The following is a 23173-nucleotide window of genomic DNA, read 5'->3' as shown; positions in this document are numbered from 1 at the left end:
ATGTCGATGCCAAGCGTCTCTAAGGTCTTGCTCACCACATTCACGGTTTTAAATGCACCCAACAATTCAAAAAAGTATCTTATATATAACTCGATCAAAATCTCTCTAAGGGGAGAGGGACAATAGTTTTTCGCGTAAATTTACTTACAATTACAATAACTTACGCCAAAATTCTTAATTTTCGACAATCCATTGCCGGATTCAGTCGATAGAATCACAGCTAGAGTGTCTCTCTGCCCGCTCAAAGCATTTGAGTCAAAATTTTATGCGATCGCCCTTAGCGTCAACACCTGCTCAAGCTCGTCAAACAAGACAGCAGCTAGCGAATCCAGAGGATTCACTCTCCTATGAATTAGGGAAAGCAGTGCAAGAGCTGCCGCCACTGTACACGCGGTTATTGGCAGCAAGCATTAGCTTACTGGTATTTGGGGCGATCGCTTGGGCACACTACAGCCAAGTGGATGAAGTCGCGATCGCTCCCGGCGAACTGATTGCCTCAACGCAAGTGCGACCCCTGCGATCGCTAGGAGGAGGCACAATCAAAGCGGTAAAAATCAAAGAAGGCGATCGCGTTAAAAAAGGCGATATCCTGATCGAACGCGACCCCGATCTGCCGCAAGCAGAAGTTGACCGCCTCGCTAAATCTACCCAGCTGATTCGGGAAGATTTAGGACGTCTGGAAGCCGAACGCACTGGAGCTGCAACTGCCGGAACCGCTTTGCAAGAGCAGCTTTTAACCGCTCGGCTACAAGATTTTGAAGCAAAAAGAGCGGGTGCGATCGCAGAAGCGAATCGCCAAATTGCAGTCATCAATGAAGCCAAAGTTCGCCTCACCCGCCTGCAAGAAAACCTCGTCAACGCCAAAATCAACCTCGTCAACGCCAAAACCAATCTCGCCAACAGCAAAAGCCTTCTCAACAAAGCGAACAACAGCCTCGCTTTAGCCGAAAAAAGAGAAAAGGCGCTTACCACTCTCCTAATTCCCGGTGCTGTCCCTCGACTCGATTACGTTGATGCACAAGAGAGAGTCGTCAGAGCGCAAGCTGAAGTCACTACAGCTCAAGATAATATTACGAATGTTCAAAACAAAGTCACGGAAGCTCAGGACAAAATAACGTCCCTGGAAAAAGATATCGCTGCTCAAGTGCAAGCGATTCGCCAAGCTGAACAAGCGTATCAATCTGTTCGCAATCAGGCAGACCAATTAAAGTCTGTGCGTCAAAGTGAAATTCTAAGTGAGTTTAACCAGCGCCAAGAAGAACTAACCACTGTTGCTGGTCAGTTGGAGGTAGCGAAAAAGCAGCGAGAAGTAGAAACCATCGAGTCTCCGGTTACAGGGACAGTCTACAGTGTCAAAGCAACCAAAGGGTCGGTGCAGGCGGGAGAGGAGTTGTTATCGATTCTTCCGGAATCCGAAGAATTGTTAGTAGAAGTAAAAGTCCTCAACCGCGATATTGGCTTTATCCGTAAGGGAATGAAGGCAAAAGTCAAAATGGCTACTTTCCCGTTTCAGGAATTTGGCACAGTTGAGGGTGAAGTGGTGCAAGTGAGTCCGAATGCGATCGCTGATCAAGAATTAGGCTTAGTTTTCCCCACCCGAATTAAGCTTAAACAAAATTCAATTCATGTGCAAAATCAAAAAGTTGCTTTTACTCCAGGTATGGCGGCAACTGGAGAAATTATTACGCGCAAAAAATCAGTTCTCACTTTCTTAATTGAGCCGGTGACTCGCCGCTTTAGCGAAGCCTTTTCGGTAAGGTCCTAGCTTGGCTTCCGCTATTTGCACCAACAACAGGCAGTGATGAATAAAAAGCTGGTATCTAAGAGTTAATAACAGAAATTAATCGTTATGGGCATAAAAATCCAATTGAGAGTGCTAACGAGCGGGGGCACTATCCAATATTCACTTCTAGGAGTAGAGTTGGGAATTTGGCAGGGTGAATATCAAAATGCTACGCTGCCCTGGTTGCGCTGGTGGGATCGAGAAGGAAATCTCTTGTTGACGGGTTACGAACGCGCTGAGCATGAAAGTCAACGCGCCGAGCGATTAGCAGCACAGTTACGGGCGCTTGGAGTTGAACCGGAAGCTTAAAAACGGACGGAGATACCTATCTAAAAGCCGTGAACACCGATCCTAAGAGTGTAGCCAGTCTACTTACAATGACTGATAGGGACAGCCATAAGTGGGATGAACTGCAAATTTCTGTATGTTATGGGTGTCTCTAGGGTTTATTAATTGAGTAACTCCTTATGCAACCAACCAACCCCAACCAATTTACAGAAAAAGCCTGGGAAGCCATCACTCGCACCCCAGATATTGTTAAATCTGCCCAGCATCAACAAATCGAAAGCGAACACTTGATGAAATCACTGCTGGAGCAAGAAGGACTCGTCAGCAGTATTCTGAACAAAGCGGGCGTAAATGTGTCGCGAGTCAGAGAACGCACCGAAGATTTCATCAAGCGTCAGCCAAAAACTTCCGGCAGTAGCACCTCAGTTTATGTCGGACGTAGCTTAGATTCTCTGCTGGATCGGGCTGAAGCATTTCGCAAAGAGTATGGAGACGATTTTATCTCCATCGAACACATGATGCTGGCTTATCCCAAAGACGATCGCTTTGGTAAGGCTTTGTTTCAAGAATTTAAGCTGGACGAAAACAAGCTAAGAACTATCATCGCCCAAGTTCGCGGGAGCCAAAAAGTGACTGACCAAAATCCAGAAGGCAAGTATGAATCCTTAGAAAAATACGGGCGCGACTTGACAGAATTCGCTCGCCAAGGGAAGTTAGATCCGGTAATTGGGCGCGATGATGAGATTCGCCGCACGATTCAGATTCTTTCGCGCCGCACCAAGAATAACCCTGTCCTGATTGGGGAACCGGGGGTAGGTAAAACGGCGATCGCTGAAGGTTTAGCACAGCGAATTGTCAGCGGGGACGTCCCTGAGTCGTTGCGCGATCGCAAACTGATTGCGCTGGATATGGGTGCGTTGATTGCGGGTGCCAAATATCGGGGTGAATTTGAAGAACGCTTGAAAGCGGTTCTCAAGGAAGTCACCGATTCTCAGGGCAGCATTATCATGTTCATCGATGAGATCCACACCGTTGTCGGTGCGGGTGCGACTCAAGGCGCGATGGATGCGGGTAACTTGCTCAAACCGATGTTGGCGCGGGGTGAGTTGCGCTGTATCGGTGCAACCACCCTGGATGAATATCGCAAATACATTGAAAAAGATGCCGCGCTAGAACGTCGTTTCCAACAAGTTTATATCGATCAGCCGAGTGTAGAAGATACGGTTTCGATTCTACGGGGTTTGAAAGATCGCTACGAAACGCACCATAACGTGAAAATCTCTGATAGTGCGTTAGTGGCAGCGGCAACGCTATCTACTCGATATATTAGCGATCGCTTCCTTCCAGATAAAGCGATTGACTTAGTAGATGAAGCGGCAGCGCGATTGAAGATGGAAAGTACCTCTAAACCAGAGGAACTCGACGAAATCGACCGTAAGATCCTCCAGTTGGAAATGGAACGGCTATCGCTGCAAAAAGAAAGCGATCCTGCTTCTAGAGAACGGTTACAAAGACTGGAAAAAGAACTTGCCGATCTCAAAGAGGATCAACGAACACTGAATGCACAGTGGCAAGCTGAAAAAGACGTTCTCGAACGCCGCAAAACCCTGAAAGAAGAAATCGACCGGGTGAATGTGGAAATTCAACAAGCAGAACGAGAATACGATCTTAACCGAGCCGCTGAGCTGAAATTCGGCAAGTTGACCGAATTGCAACATCAGCTAGAAGAGACAGAAGCCCAACTCGTTCAAACTCAGCATAGTGGTAAGTCACTTTTACGAGAAGAAGTCACCGAGTCCGACATTGCTGAAATCATTTCCAAGTGGACTGGTATCCCCATCAGCAAACTCGTGGAATCGGAGAAAGAAAAACTTCTGCAATTGGAAGATGAACTGCACAAGCGCGTGATTGGGCAAGCCGAAGCGGTGACAGCAGTTGCCGATGCCATCCAGCGGGCGCGTGCTGGTTTAGCCGATCCGAATCGCCCAACGGCTAGTTTCATTTTCCTCGGTCCCACGGGCGTCGGGAAGACAGAACTCGCAAAAGCCTTGGCAGCTTACCTGTTCGATACAGAAGAAGCCTTGGTACGGATCGATATGTCCGAGTATATGGAGAAGCACAGCGTCTCTCGCTTAATTGGTGCGCCTCCCGGCTATGTCGGTTATGACGAAGGCGGACAGCTGACAGAATCCATCCGGCGTCGTCCCTACGCGGTGTTGCTGTTCGACGAAATCGAAAAGGCGCACCCGGATGTGTTCAACATCATGCTGCAAATTCTGGATGATGGTCGCGTCACCGATTCTCACGGTCATACGGTAGACTTCAAGAACACGATTATTATCATGACCAGCAATATCGGATCGCAATTCATCCTAGATATTGCTAGCGATGAATCTCGGTACGAAGAAATGCGGAGTCGGGTGATGGATGCGATGCGGACAAGTTTCCGTCCGGAGTTCCTGAACCGGATCGACGAGATTATCATCTTCCACGGCTTGAACAAGCAGGAATTGCGGCAGATTGTGCAGTTGCAAGTCAAGCGACTCGAATCACGGTTGAGCGATCGCAAGATGTCCCTGAAACTTTCCGATGCTTCCCTTTACTTCTTAGCGGAAGTCGGATACGACCCCGTTTATGGAGCGCGTCCGCTCAAGCGTGCGATTCAGCGGGAACTGGAAACGCAAATCGCTAAAGGGATTTTGCGAGGCGAATTCAACGACGGCGACACCATCTTTGTCGATGTGGAAAATGAGCGCCTTGCCTTCAAGCGTCTCCCTGCTGATTTACTAGCCACTCAGTCCAGCTAATTGACGCTTAGTTAACCGTTTATCCCTAGCGATCGGTAGGGGCATGGCAATGTGCCATGCCCCTACAAAACGTGAACTTTACTAAAATTGAATCCACAATTCTAAGGAACCTCACCCCCAACCCCTCTCCGTTGACGGAGAGGGGCAAATCTTGAACCCTTCCCCGTTCGCGGAAAGGGCAGGGTGGGGTGGAACTGTACTACATCTAATAGAGAACTGCTGTAGATAATTTTCCTAGTATGAGCTAGCTCAAAGACGTACTCGAAACCTCCTGTCAAAGTGAAGATATCACCACACAGGAGGGTCAAGGAAATGACCAACGCTACCCTCGACTTCCAAACCGCCACCGGACATCAAGTTCTAGCCGCAGCCGGCAAGAAAATGTTGCGACCCGGCGGACGAATTGCGACAGAGCAATTGTTTGAGTGGGCAGACTTCCAAGCAGGTGAGACAGTTCTGGAATTAGCTTCTAGTTTTGGCTACAGCGTGATCGCTCTGGCTCAACGCTACGGCGTGCGGGTGGTCGGCGTGGAGAAAAACCCCGAAAGTGTAGCCCGTGCCCGTTCCAACATTGAGGTGGCGGGGTTAACAGGCCAGGTGGAAATCATTGAGGGCGATGTGTTCCACCTAGATGTAATTTCCGAACAGTTTGATTATGTTTTGGCAGAAGCGATTCTAACCATGCAATCTGTACCAGGGAAAGCCAAGATTTTGGCTGGGGTACGCGATCGCTTGAAGCCAGGAGGCAAATTTCTTTGCCACGAATTACTCGCCCGTAACCAGGAAGCAGAGATTCATCAAGCTTTAGCACAGGTAATTCGGGTCAATTCTACCCCGTTATCCCAGGCAAATTGGCTGGCTGCTTGTGAAGCTGCCGGACTGCAAGTACAACAGCATCAAACCGGGTCAATGGGTTTGTTGAATCTGCATCGGGTACTTCAAGACGAAGGCGTTATGGATACCCTCCGGATTCTGTGGAATGTTCTGACGCGCCCAGCGCTGCGGAAACGAGTTTTGGCAATGCGCCGTGTCTTCCAGCAATATCAACAGGATTTGGGTTACATCGTCCTACGTGCAAAACGCGCCTAAAAAAGTGAATCAATCATGACTAATACACTGATACCTCATCCATCTTTAGCGATTCAATTGTCAGAAAAGATTGAGTATCCCCAGCAGGGAGTCCTCAGCAAAGTTTTGCTTAAAGATTCCTGCTGTCAATACACGCTGTTGTGTCTAGCCGCAGGTACAAATATTTCTGAACACTCCTCGCCTCGAAATGCAACCGTCCACGTCATTGAAGGGCGAGGGCTATTAACTTTGCAAAGGCAAGAAATAGCACTTGAGCCGGGCGGTTTTATCTTCATGCCTGCCAATGCTCCCCACGCTTTGAAAGCCGAAGAAAATCTAGCTTTTCTGCTGACGCTTTCGGAAAATCCCCAACAAAAATAAGTGGCGACTAACTGAGGTAGCTCATAGTCCCACCATCTTCAAACTGCAATACTAATACTCAGTCACCAAGAAATTAACCATGCTGAATACCTTTACTCAACACCTCAATCTCTCGACTTCTGAAGTAGAAACCCTACTCTCACTCAGCTTGCAGGATTTGCTCAACTCGCCTGCAATTCAGCAGAAACTAGACAGTTTAAATATCCCGTTGCTGCAACAAACTTTGCCTCTAGCAAAGACCGTTTTGGAAGACAAGCTACCGCCTTTTTATGATTGGCTCAAAAACGAGTTAAAGGTGCAGCGCGTCCCAGATGGCCCCGATCATACGACTCAATGGGTGGTTAATTTCCTAAAGCGTCAGGAAAGCCTGATGCGCTTAGTTGAGCTGCATCGTCCAGTTCCCCGTCCCGCTCTAGAACGCTCAACTCCTCGCCTGGTAGGATTATTTGAGGCTGTAGAGGATGCCCAAGTGCGTCAGGAATGGCAAACAGCGATCGCTGCTTTGTGTCTCGTACTTGCAGTTGATGCCCGCGATCGCGATCGAGTTGGTGTTGGCGATCGCTCATTAGTTTCCTAATTTTGTTAAGGGTGGCTGCACTGTAGTCGCCCTCTTTCAGACTTCGCTCTTATCTCCAGTGTGGAAAGGAGAACAAACCATGAAACCAGTAAGCGATCGCATCTGAACCACGCAACCAGAAGCTAAAAAGCGTCCCTCTCTCAACTTGCAAACTTGGTACAGGCCGAGGTTTTACTGATGCGTCGATGACACAGCACAATCGTGATTCTTTTATCTAGTTTCTAATTCTTGGCTCAGTTTCTCTGGTTTGTTCTGGCAATTTTCACCTCAGTTAACACCCATAAAATCAATTCGTCTTTGAAAATTTATCTCAACAGCAATGCAAGTATTTAATACATCTAATATGTTTTTGCGGAGCGCTCTCTCTAAAGAGTATTTGCGTTCTTTGTGTTGAAATCTTGATAATTGATAAACAAACAGAGTAGCTGCTTGATAAATTACTTTTAATTCATAGAGTGAATCAACTTGAGAGATATTAATTGCCAAAACCCGAAGTTGATAACATATTTCTTTCGCTTCTTCTTTTGTTGCGCTGTGGTCTTGATAGTAATAGTTAAAGGTTTCAGCTAAATACTGTGCGTGTTTAGCTGTATTTTGAATTTGATGCTGTGCATTTTCAACAGGAGCAAGAAACTTATCAAGTAAAAGCTGCTGTACATAGGCATCGCGAAGGCTAGAATCAGCAATAATTTGAAGTTCTTTCATTCGCTGTTCATGCTTTCTTTGCTTCTCAGCATAAACTTCTTTGATAAGAGTCTCAAACAAGCCTGTCAAAGGATAAAATGCACCAGCAGCCATATTTCCTATCATATTTAAAGACTTCTAGAATTATTGGTTAACTAATTAGCGCGATCGCTCCCACCGTTCATTCAAAATTGGAGATTTTTTGATAGGAGCTGAGTGCGTATAAACTGAGTTTAACAAAGAGCGATCGCTTCTCACATCGCGTCAAAATTTAAGACTGATTGCTCAATGTTTTGTATAAATTTTTCCAGTTCTTCAGTAATGCCAAAGAGCTTATCCGCACGGATGAAAATTTCCCAGGCGCGAACGCACATGAAGCCGATACCAATCACTGCAAGAGGAATAGCAGCGTAACCAAGTAGAGCCGCAATTGGTGGAAAAATCATACAGATGACCATCAAAATAGCTGTAACTACACCACCAGCTAATCCAGCTTTTGCTGTTGCAACTGCAACGTTACGAATTAGCTCATCTTGCGTAATTTTTCCTTCAGCAAAGGACAGTGAATTTTCTAAAGTTGAGAAGACAAGCTCAATCACCGCTGCTACCAAAGCACCTTGAACAACGGCTCCAATTACTTGCTCTACACTTGCTTTGAAAGCTGCATCGCCAAGGACTTTACGTGCTGCTGCAAGTTCTTCAGGAGTCATATCAACTCCACCACGAGATCGGTTGATTCGGAAGTTCTCGAAGATGCCGTTTGAAGCTTCTTTTCCTCCACCGTTAACGTGTGCTTTTATATGGCTCCAATCCTTATCACTGCAAAACTCGCGAATCGCCTCATATCCTTGAGCGCGAATTTGTGCTGGAATCGTCTCATACACCTTGGCAGCTTCTTGAACATTACGAATGCCTTCGCGTACCCCAGCTCGGTGAAATTTCAGTTGTAAGTTGTGAGGTAAGTTCTCAAATTTAATATTATGAGCAACTTTGAATGCCTCTTGTGCAGCAATTGTTGCAGCGCCAGTAACGGCGCTAGAAGTTTGTTGAGCCTCAATAATTAAATTACTCGCAGCTTCTTGGGTTGTTGAGATCGCCTCTGATACTGCATTTTGAGTATTTGTAACAATCTCTGATGCTGTTTTTTGAAACGTAGAAGCTATGGAAGTGACTGAGTTGGAAACCTCTTGAATTGCACTATCTGTAGCCTCTTGGGTTGTTGAGATTGCCTCTGATACTGCACCTTGAGTATTTGAAACAATCTCTGAGGCTGTTTCTTGGAACCTAGAACTTACAGCTTCTATTTCCTGGATATTAATTTTAAACATTTATTCGTTAAGTAAAAAACTCAAGACAATTAATATGTATAACCAGTGCCTATACAATGCAGCTTAAATAAAAGAGGCGCGAACGCCTCTTTTATTCCCCTGAAATACTGGGAAATTTCACTCTAGCCTTGTAACATCCAACACGAGTTAACTATATTGAAAGCTACTATTTGTGAAACCGTCAAGAACAGCAAATCAAACTTCATTAAAACTTCTAAAATATTGAATTATGTACGGAAATTATCCGCCTAAGTAAAATTTCCGTGAAGCAAAGCTATCCCGCAGGGAATCGCCCATCTTCTCTTGTGCAAGGATAAGAGCGATCGCTATTTATCCATGTCTGCAATGCATGGAAGCGATCGCCCTTATATCGCGCTTATACCCACCAGGATAGGGCGGACAGACTTAGCACTCCAAGCTGATGTCGCAACAAGGAAAACACAGCCGCTTGCAAGGTAAGCTTTGCACTGCGATCGCGTATCCTGAGAATCTGCCCAAATTAATTTGTCGCCACCTTTGTTACGGTGCTACCTATTTTTCCTGGGTGAAGCGATCGCAACAGTAGGGACAGCAAATCCCTTGCTGATAATCAGGCGAAGTTTGATCCGCTTCGGAGATAGGATGACCGCAACGAGGGCACATTTCATGCGTTCCTATCTCCAAACCCTCGCGTACAGCAACCCGTTGATCGAAGACAAAGCATTCCCCTTGCCAGAGACTGTCTTCTGGGGAAACTTCCTCTAAATACTTGAGAATGCCGCCTTTGAGGTGATAAACCTCTTGGAACCCTTGAGCCATCATAAACGATGTCGCTTTTTCGCAGCGAATCCCGCCAGTGCAGAATAAAGCGACCTTTTTATGTTTGCTGGGGTCGAGGTTATTGCGAACATAGGTGGGAAACTGCCGGAATGAGGCGGTTTTGGGATTTTGCGCTCGTTTGAAGGTACCAATCGACACCTCATAATCGTTGCGGGTGTCTATAATCGTTACTTCAGGATCTGAAATCAGTTCGTTCCACTCCTGCGGACTGACATAAGTGCCAACGCGATCGCTCGGATCGATTTCCGGCAATCCCAAGGTGACAATTTCTTTCTTCAACCGCACCTTCATCCGGTCAAACGGCGGAGAATCGGCATAAGACTCTTTATGCTCCAAGTCAACTAGGCGCGGATCGGAGCGTAAAAATGATAAAACTGAGTCGATTGCTTCACGAGAACCCGCGATCGTCCCGTTAATACCTTCTGCTGCCAGCAGAATTGTCCCTCTAATACCCTGTCTTTTGCAGTGCGACAATAAGGGGTCTTGCTTATCGGCAAAATCTGGCAACTTGACAAATTTATAGAAAGCTACAACAACTTGGGTCATTTCCCCACTCAACAGCAATGAGTAAAAATGTTTTACGCTGGTTCATCACCTAACCTAACAGAGTAAGCTTCTGTGATGATATGCATCTAAATATTTCTTCCTCTACCCCCTTCCCTAATGGAAGCAGATGAGCTAATATAAAAAAAGTGTCTGAAGTTCCGACTTCAAGTTTGGGGGTTTAGCTCAGTTGGTAGAGCGCCTGCTTTGCAAGCAGGATGTCAGCGGTTCGAGTCCGCTAACCTCCATTTATTTTGTCGATTAACACATTATTTGTCGTCGTTAACAGATTAATGTCGTTAAACGACGTTGTAAACCAATTCGTGTCATTTAATTAATTCTGACAACGATGAACGCAGTCTTAGGACAGGTTGTTGGTTTTCGTCGCCGTAATGATGCGGAATTGCGCGATCGCGAAGTGAAGTACCTTGATATACCACCATTCTCTCTAAATTCTTCCTTCCGCGCTTCCATAGTATCGGTTACTGCAAGCAAGCCTCAATTGAGTCAAGAGAGTTACTCTCCGAGTTGAACAATCACCCTTGTTATCATGCCACCTAAAAAAGAAAATAATGGATGTGGATGTGCGAGTATTCCATTTTCATTAATCATCGTTTTGTTTGGGGTTGGTTATTGGGGTTTTAGGCAGCTAGATCGTCTAGATATAAGCCAATTTTTGCCTAATAATCAACAAAATAATCAACAACCAACGACTCCTATTTTGACCCCTGCGCCTAGCCAGGGTGTAACGGTTGTCAAATCGCCCCTTCCACAAGCGATTCCGACTGGCACACCAACAACAAAGCCACAAGTTATACCATTACCTGTTACAAATTCGCCCCTTCCGCAAGCGACTCCGACTGGCACACCAACAACCAAACCACAAGTTTCAGCATTACCTGTAACTTCCAAAAATTCGCCATCACCTCAAAATCCTTGGGAGAAAAAGAAAATAAGGGGAATTTATTTAAGTCGGTATCAAGTAACTAATAATGCTAACGAAAGAACGATTCGCGAACGAGTTCGTTATTATCGTTCTCAAGGAATCAATACAATTATTCATGGAGTGTGGGGGAATGGTTGCACGATGTATAACAGTGAGGTGATGCAGCAAACACTCGGATATAAAAGTTGTCCTAACCAATTTCAAGATCAATGGTTGGATTGGCTGATTGATGAGGCGCACAAGCAGGGAATGCAAGTTCATGCCTATTTTGAAAAGGGCATTAAAATTGATAAAAATAGCCCAATTTTCGACTTGGCAATTTCTAAACGATGGATTGTGCCTGGAGTTGACAAAACCTATGCTGGCATCGATCACTACTTACTAGATGTAGAACTCCCAGAAGTTGCTAACTTCTTCAAAAAGATATCAGTAGAATTTGTCAAAAAGTATCCAAACATCGATGCGGTTCAGTGGGATGATTACCTTGGTTATCATGCTGAATTACCTGGAAAAGTCGATCGCACCGCCCACTTGACTAATTTTGTGCGCCAAATGAGAGCTGATATGAAGAAAGCTAACCCCACGGTTAGTTTTGATCTTTGCCATCATAATCCTTATTGGGGTAAACGTTATTTTGCGGCTGATTGGCAAAATTGGAATGTCGATCGCGCTTTCATTCAAATTTATAACGATGCTAACTTCAACCAAGAACTAGATTACGCCGAAAAGTATGAGGGAGTAGCTATCTCAGATAAGCAGTTGTATCGCTTAAAAGAATTGGTTAATAACCCCAAAATTAAGAGTATTTTGGTTTTTCCCTCTTCCGGAAAACCAGAAGAGACTGCTGCTCTTCTCAAAAATGCTATTTCAGTCACTAAGTAGGGCAATGATTTCCGCAGTTTGCCTCTAACTTCTTGACGATACATGATTGAATAATTTAAGCTTTCTCAGCAGCCCCAAAACGGAAAACTGAGAGAATGTTTACCTAACGCCTGCTTCCAATGGTTCTGTAACTGTGAAAAGTAACGTAAGAAGCAGGTGCGATCGCCCTTCTTTCTGCCCAAGGATGATTGCGGATCTTCAATAATTTTAGGCCTAGAAGGACGCGATCGCATCTTTCTATAAATGTTTCAAAACGTGTGGGCAGAAGCCCACCATACAACAAAACTAGCTATTTCTTCCAGGGGAGTTTAGTCCCCATTTCAGTCAGCGCCGAGAAGATGAGATAGAAGACGAGTACGCCAACACCGGCAAGAAAAAGAACGATATCGTTGTCCATTCTGATAGCAGGGTAAATAGTAAGTACCAGAATCAATAATCGCAAAAAAGGTAACTCTAATAACTGCTTTAAGCTTTTCTTTTCACGGATAAAGTGTCCCGATGTCACATTCATTCGGTTAACCCCATAAACTAAGGATAGCCATGCACAGCTATACCAGTCATGCCAGAAGCTCAACTACCGAATATCGATCTCACACAAGAAAAAGTTTGGAAGCAGCTTGTCCTAAACGCACCTGTACTCTCAAGTAATACTTCTGCGTGGTCAGGTATTCACTTCGCGTATCATCGGCAGTCTGCTCACGAACTTCCGGAATGTTGCTTTGCCCAGCATATTATCACTATCTGTGTTGGGCAATTCGAGATAAGGCTAAAAAGAAATGGACACTGGCAAAGTGAGTACTATACAGAAGATGATGTTGGCATTTTTCCGGCAAATCAATCAGATTTAATCGCTAAATGCGATCGCAAAGCAGAGTTTATTAATCTTTATCTTGAACCCACGACATTTGCTCGTGTTGCTTATGAATCAGTTGATGCCGATCGAGTTGAGATTGTACCGCAATTCAAAATACACGATCCACTGATTCAGCAAATTGGGTTGTCACTGAAGACTGAACTTGAATCAAGTGGAGTAGATAGTCGTCTGTATGCTGAGTCTATGGCAACTGCTCTCTCGGCTCATTTGCTACAGCGATACTCTGTCAAGAGATCGCTCATGTCAGACTACACCGGGGGATTACCTCTTCACAAGTTAAGAGAAGCGATCGCTTACATCAACGACTATTTAGCTCAAGACTTGATGTTGGCTGAAATTGCCGCCACCGTTCAGATGAGTCCACATTACTTTGCCAGCTTGTTCAAACAATCTACCGGATTTGCACCACATCAATATGTAACCAAATGTCGGATTGAGAAAGCTAAATTGCTGCTAGCTAGGCAAGAGTTGACAATTGCAGAAATACTTCAGCAAGTAGGTTTTAAGAGTCAGAGCCACTTTACCAGAGTTTTTCGTCAATATACTACAACTACGCCAAAAGCCTATAGGGACGCTCTCTAAGATTTTTGGAAGATTAGAACATTTTCAGAAGAATAGGGAAGACAGCAATATCAAGCGATCGCTAAACTGAACAGCCATAAGCAAATAACTCGCTTTACATGGCAGCAGTGGAGTTTGTGATATGACAGGAATCAAGAAGAAACCCGATCTGAGCGATCCAAAACTGCGGGCAAAGCTAGCTCAAGGAATGGGGCATAACTACTATGGAGAACCAGCTTGGCCTAACGATCTGCTTTATATTTTTCCAGTAGTGATTTTAGGAACCATTGCATTGTGTGTAGGGCTGGCAGTTCTCGATCCGGCAATGGTAGGAGAACCGGCGAATCCTTTTGCGACCCCTCAAGAGATTTTGCCAGAGTGGTACCTCTATCCGACGTTTCAAATCTTTCGCGTTGTTCCTAACAAACTATTGGGAGTTGTACTCAATGCTTCGATTCCCTTGGGCTTAATCGTAATTCCTTTCATCGAAAACGTTAACAAGTTCCAAAACCCATTCCGTCGCCCAGTTGCCACAGTTGTTTTCTTAGTGGGTACCTTAGTTACACTCTGGCTAGGAATTGGTGCTACTTTACCGATTGACAAATCCCTGACTTTGGGTTTGTTCTAAAGTTGCTGAAGCGTGGCAGTTATTTCAAAGCGATCGCCTCCAGCACCGAAATCTAGCAGAGAAAGCGCGATCGCTTATTGTTCTAAACTTCCAAAGACTGGTATCTGTAAAAAACTGAGCGATGAGACTGAGTACTGAATTTCAGACTTTCAGAAGATTCAATCACTATCAGAGGATAGAGGCTACGGAGTCTTTGCTTTTTGTAAAGTAGGTGTCAGTCTAAAGTTTAAAAGTTACCAAAATCTATGGTAGTACCAGGCAAAGAAGGTTCAGGCACAGACCCAATGAGTGAAGCGATCGCTACAGCAATTCAGTTTGCTAAATTGGCTTCTGATACATTGCAGTCTACTGCTGAAAACGTTACTAGCACGACTACTGCCGTAGGAGAAACGGTTGGATCTGCGGCTGTGCGCTTCGTGGAGCAGGGAACGGAAAACGTCGGCAAAATCGTCACCCCAATCGCTGAAAATCCAGTCGTGAAGTTTGCTGCCAAGGTTCCAGGCATCAATTGGCTAACGACTGCATTGGGTCAAGTTGATGCCCAAAAAGCTCAGAATGAGGTAAACAAGCTCCGACAGGAATATCCTCTAGAAAGCTCTGAGCAGTTGGCTCACCGAATTATTGTTGACACTTCCCTGAAAGGCGGGGGAATTGGATTACTCACTAACTTCGTGCCTCCGATAGCGCTCACTCTGTTTGCAGTCGATGTGGCAGCGGTTACAGCGCTTCAAGCAGAGATGATCTACCGCATTGCGGCTGCATACGGTTTTTCGTTAGAAGATCCAACTCGACGAGGCGAAGTCCTAGCCATTTTCGGTTTGTCTGTTGGCGGTTCTGGAGTCCTGAAAGTTGGACTAGGCTTTATCGAACTCTTGCCTGTAATCGGTGCTGTCGTTGGAGCGTCGAATAACGCCGCATTGCTTTACTCGCTGGGATCTGTCGCCTGTCGATTCTACGAAGTGAAAAGAAAGTTCAAAGCTCAAGCTGAGGGGAATGGTGTTGGGAGTGTTGCTAGCTAGCTTCTAAAAGCGCTTGTTTGGTAAAGAAGAAAAGGTTTCATGACTCTCTTGGTTGGGCGATCGCAAAGTAGCGACCAACTTCAGCCGAGACAAACCTAACACCCGGCGTATTCCTTACCAATTAACGGTGCCAGATGCGATCGCCTCCAATTTCTGTGCATCAAGCACCGTAATTTTTCCACCCCGACTGTAAGCCATAACCGGCTTCAAACTTTTAAATAGTCGCACGCACTCCTCATAGGTAATACCAATACTGCGAGCCATTTGATAATAAGAAAGCTTCTCCTTCAAACACTGACCTTCCGCCGCTGGAGAGGTACCATATCGAGTTGCAGAATACTGAATCAATCTAGCTAAGCGCACAATTGCCCGCTCAGAAACCAATCCATGCACCGTTTCATGGAGTTGTTGCAGCCTAGAATTGAAAACCATCAGCATTCGTAAGGCAATTTCCGGGGTTTGCTGAATCGCTTCTAGCAGCGCATCTCTTTTTACCGTCAGAATCTGAGAATCACACTCAGCAGTGACGGTTGCTGGAGCAATTCCATCACCCAATAAGGCGGGAGCCGCAAAGATTTCCCCTGGTGGCAAAGTACGGAGAATCGTTTCCTTGCCGGTTATTGCCGTTTTAACGACTTGTAAGGAGCCGCTCAGGAGAGCATATAGCTTTGCAGGAAGGCGATCGCCTTCCTGCATGACAATCTCTGTTTGGCTGTAGTGCTGCACCTGCGTGTGGGGTTGTAAACGCTCTAATTCTGGCAAAGTTAAGTCTACAAAAACCAAAATCCGAGAAAGTTGTTCGACCGTTGCCTGCATTTTTTCTGAGCTTTAAGAAGACGATAAGACGACAAGAAAATCATGGGAGCATTCCCACCTAATGTATGCGCCCACACCCTTCAGGGCGAGGCTGGCGCGTGCAAAGGTTGCCGGGAGCAGCCTGAAGAATTTTAGCCTGCCGGGAGCAGGCTTCGTTTATGTAGCGCCACGCTTCAGAGTCAGGTTTCCCAGTTTTATCCAATTTTTCTCTAGCCGTGAAAGCGAGTTAAAAAAGTTTTTGCCTTGACAAAATGTAGTCATAATGAGTACGCTTAATAGAAGTTCATCATTCAGATCGCTTGTAGTCAAGGAGTGAAATTCATGTTTCCCAATCGAGAAGGACAAAAAGTTCCCAACGTCACCTTCCGCACTCGCCGTGACAACGAGTGGGTGAATGTGACGACTAACGACTTATTTGCTGGGAAGACAGTGGTTGTTTTCTCGCTACCGGGTGCTTTTACTCCGACGTGTTCATCAACCCATCTCCCTGGCTACAACGAGTTGGCTAAGGTCTTTCATGAAAATGGCGTTGATGACATTCTCTGTATTTCTGTCAATGATGCCTTTGTGATGAATGAATGGGCTAAATCCCAAGAAGCAGAGAATCTAACTCTGCTTCCCGATGGGAATGGTGAATTCACCGAAGGCATGGGAATGCTGGTTGATAAAGCTGAGTTAGGCTTTGGGAAGCGGTCGTGGCGTTATTCCATGCTGGTGAAGGATGGCACGATTGAAAAGATGTTTATTGAGCCAGTTGTGGAGGGAGACCCCTTTGAGGTGTCTGATGCCCAGACAATGCTCAACTATATCAATCCTGAGGCAGCAAAGCCTCAGATCGTTTCCCTGTTCACAAAAGTAGGTTGTCCTTTCTGCTCTCGTGCAAAGGTGATGCTGAAGGAGCATGGGTTGGATTACGAAGAAATTGTCTTAGGCAAAGAAATTACTACTCGCTCTTTACGGGCTGTCACAGGCGGAACAACGGTTCCCCAAGTATTTATTGATGGCAAGTTGATTGGGGGTTCTGAGAAGCTAGAAGCTTACCTCAGTGCTAGATAGAAGAAGGCAAAAAACAGCCAGTCACCTCAAGTAAGCGATTCTGTCCTTAACTGAGTCCTTAACTGAGGAAAGAGCGATCGCTTCTAGATTTTGTCCTAGGCGCGATCGCTCTCGCATTTATGTTGGTTAGCGATCGCTTCGGGAAGAGTAACGTGATGTGAATGCGAGGGTTTACCTACACCAAAACCCCTGAAAGCTAACGATAACTTGTTAGAGTAAACAATAAGGGGTTAGGAAATTAGGATATGGATACACAATTCCAACACCGGATGTTACCTCAAGCGACCCATGACGAGTTAGCACGCCAAAACTTTGTCAATAGCTTAAAAGGCTACCTGACCAGTCAGATTACCCCAGGAAATAAAGCAATTTACGAGAAGCGGCTTAAACCGCAGTTTGAGCAGGAGCATCAGCGATCGCCTCAAGATCGGCATGAAGTTCGCCGTCTGATGCAGCACGAACCCTATTACCGAATGTGGGGTGCATTGCGGCGTACCACTCAAGAAATGATGTGGGATTCAGTCAATACTAGCGTCGATCGGCAGCTTGCCGATTTGATTGAGCAGGCGCAGGACAAGGTTACCCCTTTGGGTTCTTTAACCTTAAATGCAGATTTAAAAATACCCGCCTATCACACCGCAGTCGATATTCACTGTATGCCGGGTGGGTACCATAGCGAATATACCGAAAACGACATCGCAGCAGGGGCTGTCTACGATCGCGGCGTTTACGTTTATGTAATGGGTCGTCTAGGGCCAATGAATGACGACTTAGGGCAGTCTGTGGTTCGCAATTACTTACAGCCGCAGCATCCCAACTTCCGTCCTCGAAAAATTCTCGACATCGGATGTTCCGTCGGTCACAGCACGCTTCCTTATGTGGATGCTTACCCAGAAGCTGAAGTTTATGCGATTGATGTAGCGGCACCGATGCTGCGGTACGCTCATGCAAGAGCGGAGGCTTTGGGTAAGCGAGTACACTTCTCGCAGCAGAATGGTGAGTCTACAGATTTCCCCGATGAGTCGTTCGATCTGATCGTCTCCCATATTTTGTTGCACGAAGCATCGCCACCAGCGATCGCGAATATTCTGCGCGAATGCTATCGACTATTAGCACCGGGTGGACTGATGGTTCATGTGGAAGCTCCCCTTTATCAAAACATGGAACCCTACAGCGCCTTCATGTTTGATTGGGAAACGCAAAATAACAACGAACCTTGGTGGAGTGCCATGCGCGATCTAGACTTGGTAGCGCTGACTAGCCAAGCTGGTTTTGAAGCAGATAAAATTACCCCAACTGTTGCTGCTACAGGTGGCTGGAAAGGCACATCCCAAGGAGGCGGTTTTGGCAGTCGGGGCAATTGGTTTCTCTTGGTTGCCAGTAAATAAGTCACCAGTGATTAGCGATCGGTCATCAGTGATGAGTGAGTAACGACTGACTAAAGACTCGTCATTAGACTTCTGGTAAAAATCATCAGATGGTTGATTTGATTGGGTAAAAAAGAAGGAAAAAATAGTTACTTTAACCTTTCCCCGACTTCTATAAAAAGTCTATTTCCAGCATTTTTTACCCATTTGTCAAAAACGACGAAATACAAATAAAGTTATTCAAGAGAATTTGTAGTAATGGCAAAAAAAGCTAAGGGAAAAAAACCTATTTATTTTGAAAATCCCGAAAGCGACAAGTTACTGGCAATGGTTTTGGCGCTAACTGGGGAAGTCTCTGTTCTACACGAACGTCTCGATACAGTTGAACGGTTGGCTCAAACAAAAGGTCTGATTTCGGTTGAAGAAATTGAGAATTACCAGCCAAGTGAGCAGGTAGAACAAGAGAGAGAACAGTGGCGACAAGCCTATCTCGATCGAATTCTACGGGTTGTCAAAGAGGAACTGGATACATTAACTGAATAAGCAGAATATAAAAGTCACAAATCCTAAATTTATAGATTGAGATTGAGCAGATTTAAACTTGTTCCAGGTATCTTGATGATGAAACGTTGGTTGAACTGGGTTGTATTTGGCACTAGCCTACTGGTGACGCTGCCGCTAGGAGCGATCGCTTCTGCTCAAAGTGTCATTAACAAAGCCACTTGCACCTACAATGGCAAGCCACTTTACGGCAAAATAAAAATTGTTGAAAGCTTGCCAGATATCAAGGTAAAGATTGTCTCATCCTCTCCGGATTTAATCGTCGAACCTGTCACCGCTTTTCCCCAACGGTGCGGTCAGTGGCAATTTGTTGAGTCTTTTCCCGATCTCAAGGTGCAGATTGTCGAGAATTTTCCCGATATCCAGATTCAGTTTGTCAATAGCTTTCCTGGTGTTCGTTAAGAAACTAACGCGGCGTGCAACTCTCTGTATTTCTGCCTCCCTTGCCAAGGGAGGTTAAGAAAAAGTTGCACACCGCGTAAACTAAGAATTAAAAATTGAGGCTTTTTAATTTTTAATTGTTCCCTAGCCTGGATATTGTGCTTGCCAGCGTCGCTGGGGACCCATGTCCAGATGCAGCATATAGGGCACATACATATAGGTCGCTAAACCGCCTTCCCACCAATCCAGCATCTTTGCGAGCTGTCGCCCGGTGTAGCCCTCCACCCTAAAATCAACAGCACCGCCCGTCATCGGTTGATTTTTGGACGCGCCATGAACCTTAGCCCCAAAGGGTTTGTGATGATACCAACTGGTGATCAGGAAAGGCTTACCAATCTGGTCTCTGGCAACTTGTAGCTGCTTGGCAAGAGCGATAATATTCTCCACGACTTCTAGATTTTCGGGGAGATGGCGATCGCCATTAGGAATCGCGTCTGCCCACGTCAAGTCACCACCCGCAATGATCGGATCGTTCAGATGAATTTCTGACGAAGACGAATAGGTTGCCAAAGCCAACGGTTGACTACTTTTGAGTGTCAGTTTCTCCATCGCCTCCGGGGCAAGATCGGGGCTTGGGCCATTTAATAAAGCTTGGTGAAACTTCTCTAACTGCTCTGGGTGATTATCTTTGAACCATTGCTCAAGCTCATCAATCGCTTGATTTTGATGCTCTAAATTCTGATAAAACTTAAAGGCATTTGTTAGTTTGAACTCCATATCGGTCGCTCCCTCCAGCGGGCAATTCCCTAAATACCAGCCTACCGCGCAACCTGTACCACTATTCTCTTGTTTCCCAGCTGTAGGTCAGGGAAAACCCGCTCTGGAAGATTATAGAGACTTTTATAAAACTGGCATCTGCTCTTGTAGAACAGCTGCCTCCTCCTTAAGAGGTAACTTTTCTCGGGGTTGCGGGGATGGATGAGCGCCAAAACTGGTTAAAACACTTTCCAAAGTTGGCAGGCATTGAGTCACCTTCTTTGCCCGAATGATCCCGTCCCAAACTGGCTCCAACTTCTTCCACGCCCCAGCATAAACCAAATGCCGCATCCGGTCAGACCAACGATCCTTAGCCCAAGCACCTTGGAAAATATTACTCCAACGGTAAAAATCTCGATACGCTTGCCAGTAGCCTGCCTCTAGCACCTCCGGCGTCATCTTAGTTGGCTTGTAGACAACATGACGAGTATCGTATAAATCCCAGTTGGAATGAGTAATTCGTCCCTGCGCTGCCATGCGTTTGTACAAAGCAGTATCGGGATAAGGCGTCAAAATGTGAAACGTGGCAGTTTCTAGCCCTTGCTGCACCGCCCATTCAACGGTGCGCTCAAACACGGTTTCATCATCGTCATCCATGCCAAAAACGAAGCTAGCATTCACCATCACGCCCAAATCCCGCAAACGGCGAATCGCAGCGCTGTAATCTCGATTAAGATTTTGATATTTATGCTGTTCTTTGAGATTCGTCGGGTTAAGGGTTTCAAAGCCAACAAACAAGCTGCGTAAGCCACATTCGACTGCTTTTTCCAACAATCCCGGCTGCAAGATAGATTGTACCGTTGCGGCTGCTTGCCACACGCGCCCCATCCCCTTCATCCCCTCAAACAACGCGGCGGCGAATTCAGCGTTGCCAAACAGATGATCGTCGAGAAAATAAAGATGATGCCCTGGTAGCCGCTCAATTTCAGCCAGTGCATCGTCTACAGGTTGCGTATAGAAAGATTTACCGCCTTTAAAGAAAGCTTCTTTGTAGCAAAAATCGCAGGTGTGAGGACAACCCCGCGAAACGACAATGGAGTTCGGAATTAGGTAAAGATGGCGTTTAATTAAGTCGCGGCGAATGGGAGGAACGCCGAGGAGCGATCGCAGCTTCGACTGATACACTTTACCAGGGTGTCCCGCCCGGAAATCCTGGAGAAATTCAGGCCACGTATCCTCACCAGGGCCAAGAAAAATGGTATCCGCATGAGTCGCAGCTTCGTCTGGAAGTGAGGTAACGTGCAATCCACCCAGACAAATGTATGCGCCTTTTTTACGGTAATGGTCGGCTAATTCGTAAGCTCGGTAAGCTGAGGTGATATAAACCTGAATCACCACTAAATCTGGCTCATCATCTAAATCCAGTCGCTCAACGTGTTCGTCTTGCAGGATAATTTCATCATCTTCGCTGAAAAAACTGGCAATCGTCGCTAATCCCAGTGGCGGAAACAGCGAATATTTAATCGGTCGCCAGTGGGGGCTGAGGGCTTCAGTCAAAGCCGGTAAAATCATTTTGACCTTCATTCAGAAAGCTCCTGCGACGATTGGTAGGTTTCTGGGCACCGATTCTAACCGGCAATCTGCTTAACAGTCGCTTACGATGACGATAGTCAGGTTAATTCTTCATATCTATGACAATTGCTCAACTATTCAACGGCGCGAATCTGTTTGTTCTGCCTTTCTGGGCGCTAATGATTTTCCTACCCAACTGGGGCGTGACGAAGCGGGTGATGGAATCTTATCTCCCCTTTGTAGCTTTAGCAGCTTTATATGTGTATTGGTTTTTTACATCGATTACCCCAGAATCTGCTCAAGCCATGTCCAATCCTCAGCTAGCGGATATTGCTCGATTCTTTGCAGACGAAAAAGCTGCTGCGATTGGGTGGGTTCATTTTCTGGTAATGGATTTGTTCGTTGGTCGTTACATTTACTGGGAAGGACAGCGTACTGGTGTCTGGACAATCCACTCGCTGGTGCTGTGCTTATTTGCAGGGCCAATGGGACTGTTGTCTCATATTTTGACAAAGTGGGTGACAAATAAATTTTTCTTTCCAACTGGAACCGATTCCGTAGCTGCCTCGACTCCAACTTCACAGGCGTAAGAGAATTTTGGATTTTGGATTACAATCTAGCGGTGTAAAAAGGTTAGTTTTAACATTTGCACGAGTCGTAAATTGTCAATCTAAAATTCGCAATCAATTCATTATCAAATAGAGAGAATAGATGTATGCGTACCCTAGCGGTTGACATTGGCGGCAGTGGCATCAAGGTGATAGTCTTAGACGAAGCTGGAGAGCCACAGACCGAACGTAGTCGAGTAGAGACTCCAGCTCCAGCCAAACCGGAGCCTGTGATTGATGCGATCGCAAGTCTTGCTGCCGCAGCAGGTGAATTTGACCGCGTATCTGTTGGTTTTCCGGGTGTCGTGCGCGACGGGGTAACGAAAACGGCGGTTAATCTAACTCCAGAGTGGATTGGATTCGATCTGGCAACCGTGCTAGGCGATCGCTTGGGCAAGCCGGTACGGGTGGCAAATGATGCCGATATTCAGGGAATGGGAGCAATTTCCGGGAAGGGTGTTGAGTTGGTCATTACCCTCGGCACCGGCTTTGGTTCCGCCTTGTTTGTAGACGGGACACTGGTACCCAATCTGGAACTGGGTCATCATCCGTTTCGCAAAGGAGAAACTTATGAAGAGCAGATGGGGCGGGCTGCTTTGGATAAAATCGGGAAGGAAAAATGGAATAATCGTCTAGAAAAAGCGCTTGCATCTCTTCAGCATTTGTTTAATTACGATTCCCTTTATATCGGCGGCGGCGAAGCGAAAAAGATAACATTTGAGTTACCGTCAAATACGAAAATCGTGCCCAATGTGACAGGTTTATTGGGTGGAATTGCTTTATGGCGGGATTAGAATGAATTAGAAATGTAAAATTAAAAAAGAGTCTTTTTGCATTTAATTTTACATTTTTAGTTTTTAATTGGAGA

General features: G+C 45.8%; 23 protein-coding genes, 1 tRNA gene and 1 pseudogene. 18 read left to right on the top strand and 7 right to left on the bottom strand.

Annotated elements, in window-relative coordinates:
• Positions 1 to 265 precede the first annotated feature (265 nt).
• The 6 genes and pseudogenes from NDA06_RS08090 to NDA06_RS08065 all read left to right on the top strand — a co-directional run bounded on the left by NDA06_RS08090 (position 266) and on the right by NDA06_RS08065 (position 6904).
• Positions 266 to 1765, top strand: coding sequence for an HlyD family efflux transporter periplasmic adaptor subunit (locus tag NDA06_RS08090; RefSeq protein ID WP_190986689.1), 1500 nt, complete (start codon positions 266 to 268; stop codon positions 1763 to 1765).
• A gap of 101 nt (positions 1766 to 1866) precedes the next feature.
• A pseudogene (locus NDA06_RS08085) lies at positions 1867 to 2092 on the top strand (Uma2 family endonuclease); the annotation flags it as partial.
• Between the two features lie 158 nt (positions 2093 to 2250).
• Positions 2251 to 4878 carry an ATP-dependent chaperone ClpB gene (gene clpB / locus NDA06_RS08080; protein ID WP_348251702.1) on the top strand — a complete coding sequence of 876 codons (2628 nt, stop codon included), beginning with the start codon at positions 2251 to 2253 and terminating at the stop codon, positions 4876 to 4878.
• A 312-nt stretch (positions 4879 to 5190) separates the two neighbouring features.
• Positions 5191 to 5967 carry a class I SAM-dependent methyltransferase gene (locus tag NDA06_RS08075; RefSeq protein ID WP_190985989.1) on the top strand — a complete coding sequence of 259 codons (777 nt, stop codon included), beginning with the start codon at positions 5191 to 5193 and terminating at the stop codon, positions 5965 to 5967.
• Positions 5968 to 5982: 15 nt separating this feature from the next.
• A complete protein-coding gene (locus tag NDA06_RS08070) occupies positions 5983 to 6327 on the top strand; it encodes a cupin domain-containing protein (protein WP_190412689.1) in 345 nt (114 codons plus the stop codon).
• Between the two features lie 79 nt (positions 6328 to 6406).
• Positions 6407 to 6904, top strand: a complete 498-nt coding sequence (locus NDA06_RS08065) for a hypothetical protein (protein WP_190985990.1) — start codon at positions 6407 to 6409, stop codon at positions 6902 to 6904.
• A gap of 267 nt (positions 6905 to 7171) precedes the next feature.
• Here the strand turns inward: NDA06_RS08065 and NDA06_RS08060 are convergent, their stop codons facing one another.
• The 3 genes from NDA06_RS08060 to NDA06_RS08050 form a co-directional block, all read right to left on the bottom strand.
• Positions 7172 to 7702: a hypothetical protein gene (locus NDA06_RS08060; protein ID WP_190985991.1), complete on the bottom strand. Its 531-nt coding sequence runs from the start codon at positions 7700 to 7702 to the stop codon at positions 7172 to 7174.
• Positions 7703 to 7842: 140 nt separating this feature from the next.
• A complete protein-coding gene (locus tag NDA06_RS08055; RefSeq protein WP_242047465.1) occupies positions 7843 to 8916 on the bottom strand; it encodes a hypothetical protein in 1074 nt (357 codons plus the stop codon).
• A 531-nt stretch (positions 8917 to 9447) separates the two neighbouring features.
• Positions 9448 to 10281 carry a rhodanese-related sulfurtransferase gene (locus NDA06_RS08050; RefSeq protein ID WP_190985992.1) on the bottom strand — a complete coding sequence of 278 codons (834 nt, stop codon included), beginning with the start codon at positions 10279 to 10281 and terminating at the stop codon, positions 9448 to 9450.
• A gap of 172 nt (positions 10282 to 10453) precedes the next feature.
• Between NDA06_RS08050 and NDA06_RS08045 the strand changes: the two genes are divergently transcribed.
• The 3 genes from NDA06_RS08045 to NDA06_RS08035 all read left to right on the top strand — a co-directional run bounded on the left by NDA06_RS08045 (position 10454) and on the right by NDA06_RS08035 (position 12106).
• Positions 10454 to 10526: transfer RNA gene (locus NDA06_RS08045), tRNA-Ala, on the top strand.
• 101 nt (positions 10527 to 10627) lie between these two features.
• Positions 10628 to 10810, top strand: coding sequence for a hypothetical protein (locus NDA06_RS08040; protein ID WP_190985993.1), 183 nt, complete (start codon positions 10628 to 10630; stop codon positions 10808 to 10810).
• Positions 10811 to 10828: 18 nt separating this feature from the next.
• The gene (locus tag NDA06_RS08035; RefSeq protein WP_190985994.1) at positions 10829 to 12106 is read left to right on the top strand and encodes a family 10 glycosylhydrolase; all 1278 of its coding nucleotides are present in this window, start codon (positions 10829 to 10831) and stop codon (positions 12104 to 12106) included.
• A gap of 289 nt (positions 12107 to 12395) precedes the next feature.
• Here NDA06_RS08035 and NDA06_RS08030 read toward each other — a convergent pair whose 3' ends face one another.
• Positions 12396 to 12617, bottom strand: a complete 222-nt coding sequence (locus NDA06_RS08030; protein ID WP_190986010.1) for a hypothetical protein — start codon at positions 12615 to 12617, stop codon at positions 12396 to 12398.
• Between the two features lie 48 nt (positions 12618 to 12665).
• Here NDA06_RS08030 and NDA06_RS08025 point away from each other — a divergent pair, with 48 nt between their 5' ends.
• The 3 genes from NDA06_RS08025 (at position 12666) to NDA06_RS08015 (ending at position 15188) form a co-directional block, all read left to right on the top strand.
• Positions 12666 to 13562: an AraC family transcriptional regulator gene (locus NDA06_RS08025; RefSeq protein ID WP_190985995.1), complete on the top strand. Its 897-nt coding sequence runs from the start codon at positions 12666 to 12668 to the stop codon at positions 13560 to 13562.
• Between the two features lie 121 nt (positions 13563 to 13683).
• Positions 13684 to 14169 (top strand): cytochrome b6-f complex subunit IV, encoded by a 486-nt coding sequence (gene petD, locus NDA06_RS08020; RefSeq protein ID WP_190429071.1) that lies wholly within the window; start codon positions 13684 to 13686, stop codon positions 14167 to 14169.
• A gap of 245 nt (positions 14170 to 14414) precedes the next feature.
• Positions 14415 to 15188, top strand: a complete 774-nt coding sequence (locus NDA06_RS08015; RefSeq protein ID WP_190528518.1) for an EcsC family protein — start codon at positions 14415 to 14417, stop codon at positions 15186 to 15188.
• Positions 15189 to 15302: 114 nt separating this feature from the next.
• Here NDA06_RS08015 and NDA06_RS08010 read toward each other — a convergent pair whose 3' ends face one another.
• Positions 15303 to 16004, bottom strand: coding sequence for a Crp/Fnr family transcriptional regulator (locus NDA06_RS08010; protein WP_190528517.1), 702 nt, complete (start codon positions 16002 to 16004; stop codon positions 15303 to 15305).
• 321 nt (positions 16005 to 16325) lie between these two features.
• Between NDA06_RS08010 and NDA06_RS08005 the strand changes: the two genes are divergently transcribed.
• From NDA06_RS08005 to NDA06_RS07990, 4 genes are all read left to right on the top strand, one after another.
• The gene (locus tag NDA06_RS08005) at positions 16326 to 17060 is read left to right on the top strand and encodes a glutathione peroxidase (protein ID WP_190437098.1); all 735 of its coding nucleotides are present in this window, start codon (positions 16326 to 16328) and stop codon (positions 17058 to 17060) included.
• 245 nt (positions 17061 to 17305) lie between these two features.
• Complete coding sequence (locus NDA06_RS08000; RefSeq protein WP_190985996.1) at positions 17306 to 18448, top strand: class I SAM-dependent methyltransferase; 1143 nt, start codon at positions 17306 to 17308, stop codon at positions 18446 to 18448.
• Positions 18449 to 18685: 237 nt separating this feature from the next.
• Complete coding sequence (locus tag NDA06_RS07995; protein WP_190428072.1) at positions 18686 to 18970, top strand: hypothetical protein; 285 nt, start codon at positions 18686 to 18688, stop codon at positions 18968 to 18970.
• Between the two features lie 78 nt (positions 18971 to 19048).
• Complete coding sequence (locus NDA06_RS07990; protein ID WP_190412888.1) at positions 19049 to 19390, top strand: hypothetical protein; 342 nt, start codon at positions 19049 to 19051, stop codon at positions 19388 to 19390.
• A gap of 123 nt (positions 19391 to 19513) precedes the next feature.
• On the opposite strand, the gene NDA06_RS07985 is transcribed toward NDA06_RS07990, so the two are convergent.
• Together NDA06_RS07985 and NDA06_RS07980 are read right to left on the bottom strand one after the other, a co-directional pair.
• Positions 19514 to 20146, bottom strand: a complete 633-nt coding sequence (locus NDA06_RS07985; RefSeq protein ID WP_190686477.1) for a D-Ala-D-Ala carboxypeptidase family metallohydrolase — start codon at positions 20144 to 20146, stop codon at positions 19514 to 19516.
• A 123-nt stretch (positions 20147 to 20269) separates the two neighbouring features.
• Positions 20270 to 21709 carry a radical SAM protein gene (locus NDA06_RS07980; protein WP_190985997.1) on the bottom strand — a complete coding sequence of 480 codons (1440 nt, stop codon included), beginning with the start codon at positions 21707 to 21709 and terminating at the stop codon, positions 20270 to 20272.
• Between the two features lie 107 nt (positions 21710 to 21816).
• On the opposite strand from NDA06_RS07980, the gene NDA06_RS07975 reads away from it, so the two are divergent.
• Positions 21817 to 22287 carry an ABA4-like family protein gene (locus tag NDA06_RS07975; protein WP_190985998.1) on the top strand — a complete coding sequence of 157 codons (471 nt, stop codon included), beginning with the start codon at positions 21817 to 21819 and terminating at the stop codon, positions 22285 to 22287.
• A 125-nt stretch (positions 22288 to 22412) separates the two neighbouring features.
• On the top strand, positions 22413 to 23099 hold the full coding sequence (locus NDA06_RS07970; protein WP_190985999.1) for an ROK family protein: 687 nt from the start codon (positions 22413 to 22415) through the stop codon (positions 23097 to 23099).
• The last annotated feature ends 74 nt before the right edge of the window (positions 23100 to 23173 follow it).

The organism is Trichocoleus sp. ST-U1 (assembly GCF_039961835.1).
In the GTDB taxonomy this organism is placed as follows: Bacteria; Cyanobacteriota; Cyanobacteriia; order Cyanobacteriales; family FACHB-T130; genus FACHB-T130.
Note: the sequence above shows the minus strand (reverse complement) of the source record. Positions and strands in the feature narration are given on the sequence as shown.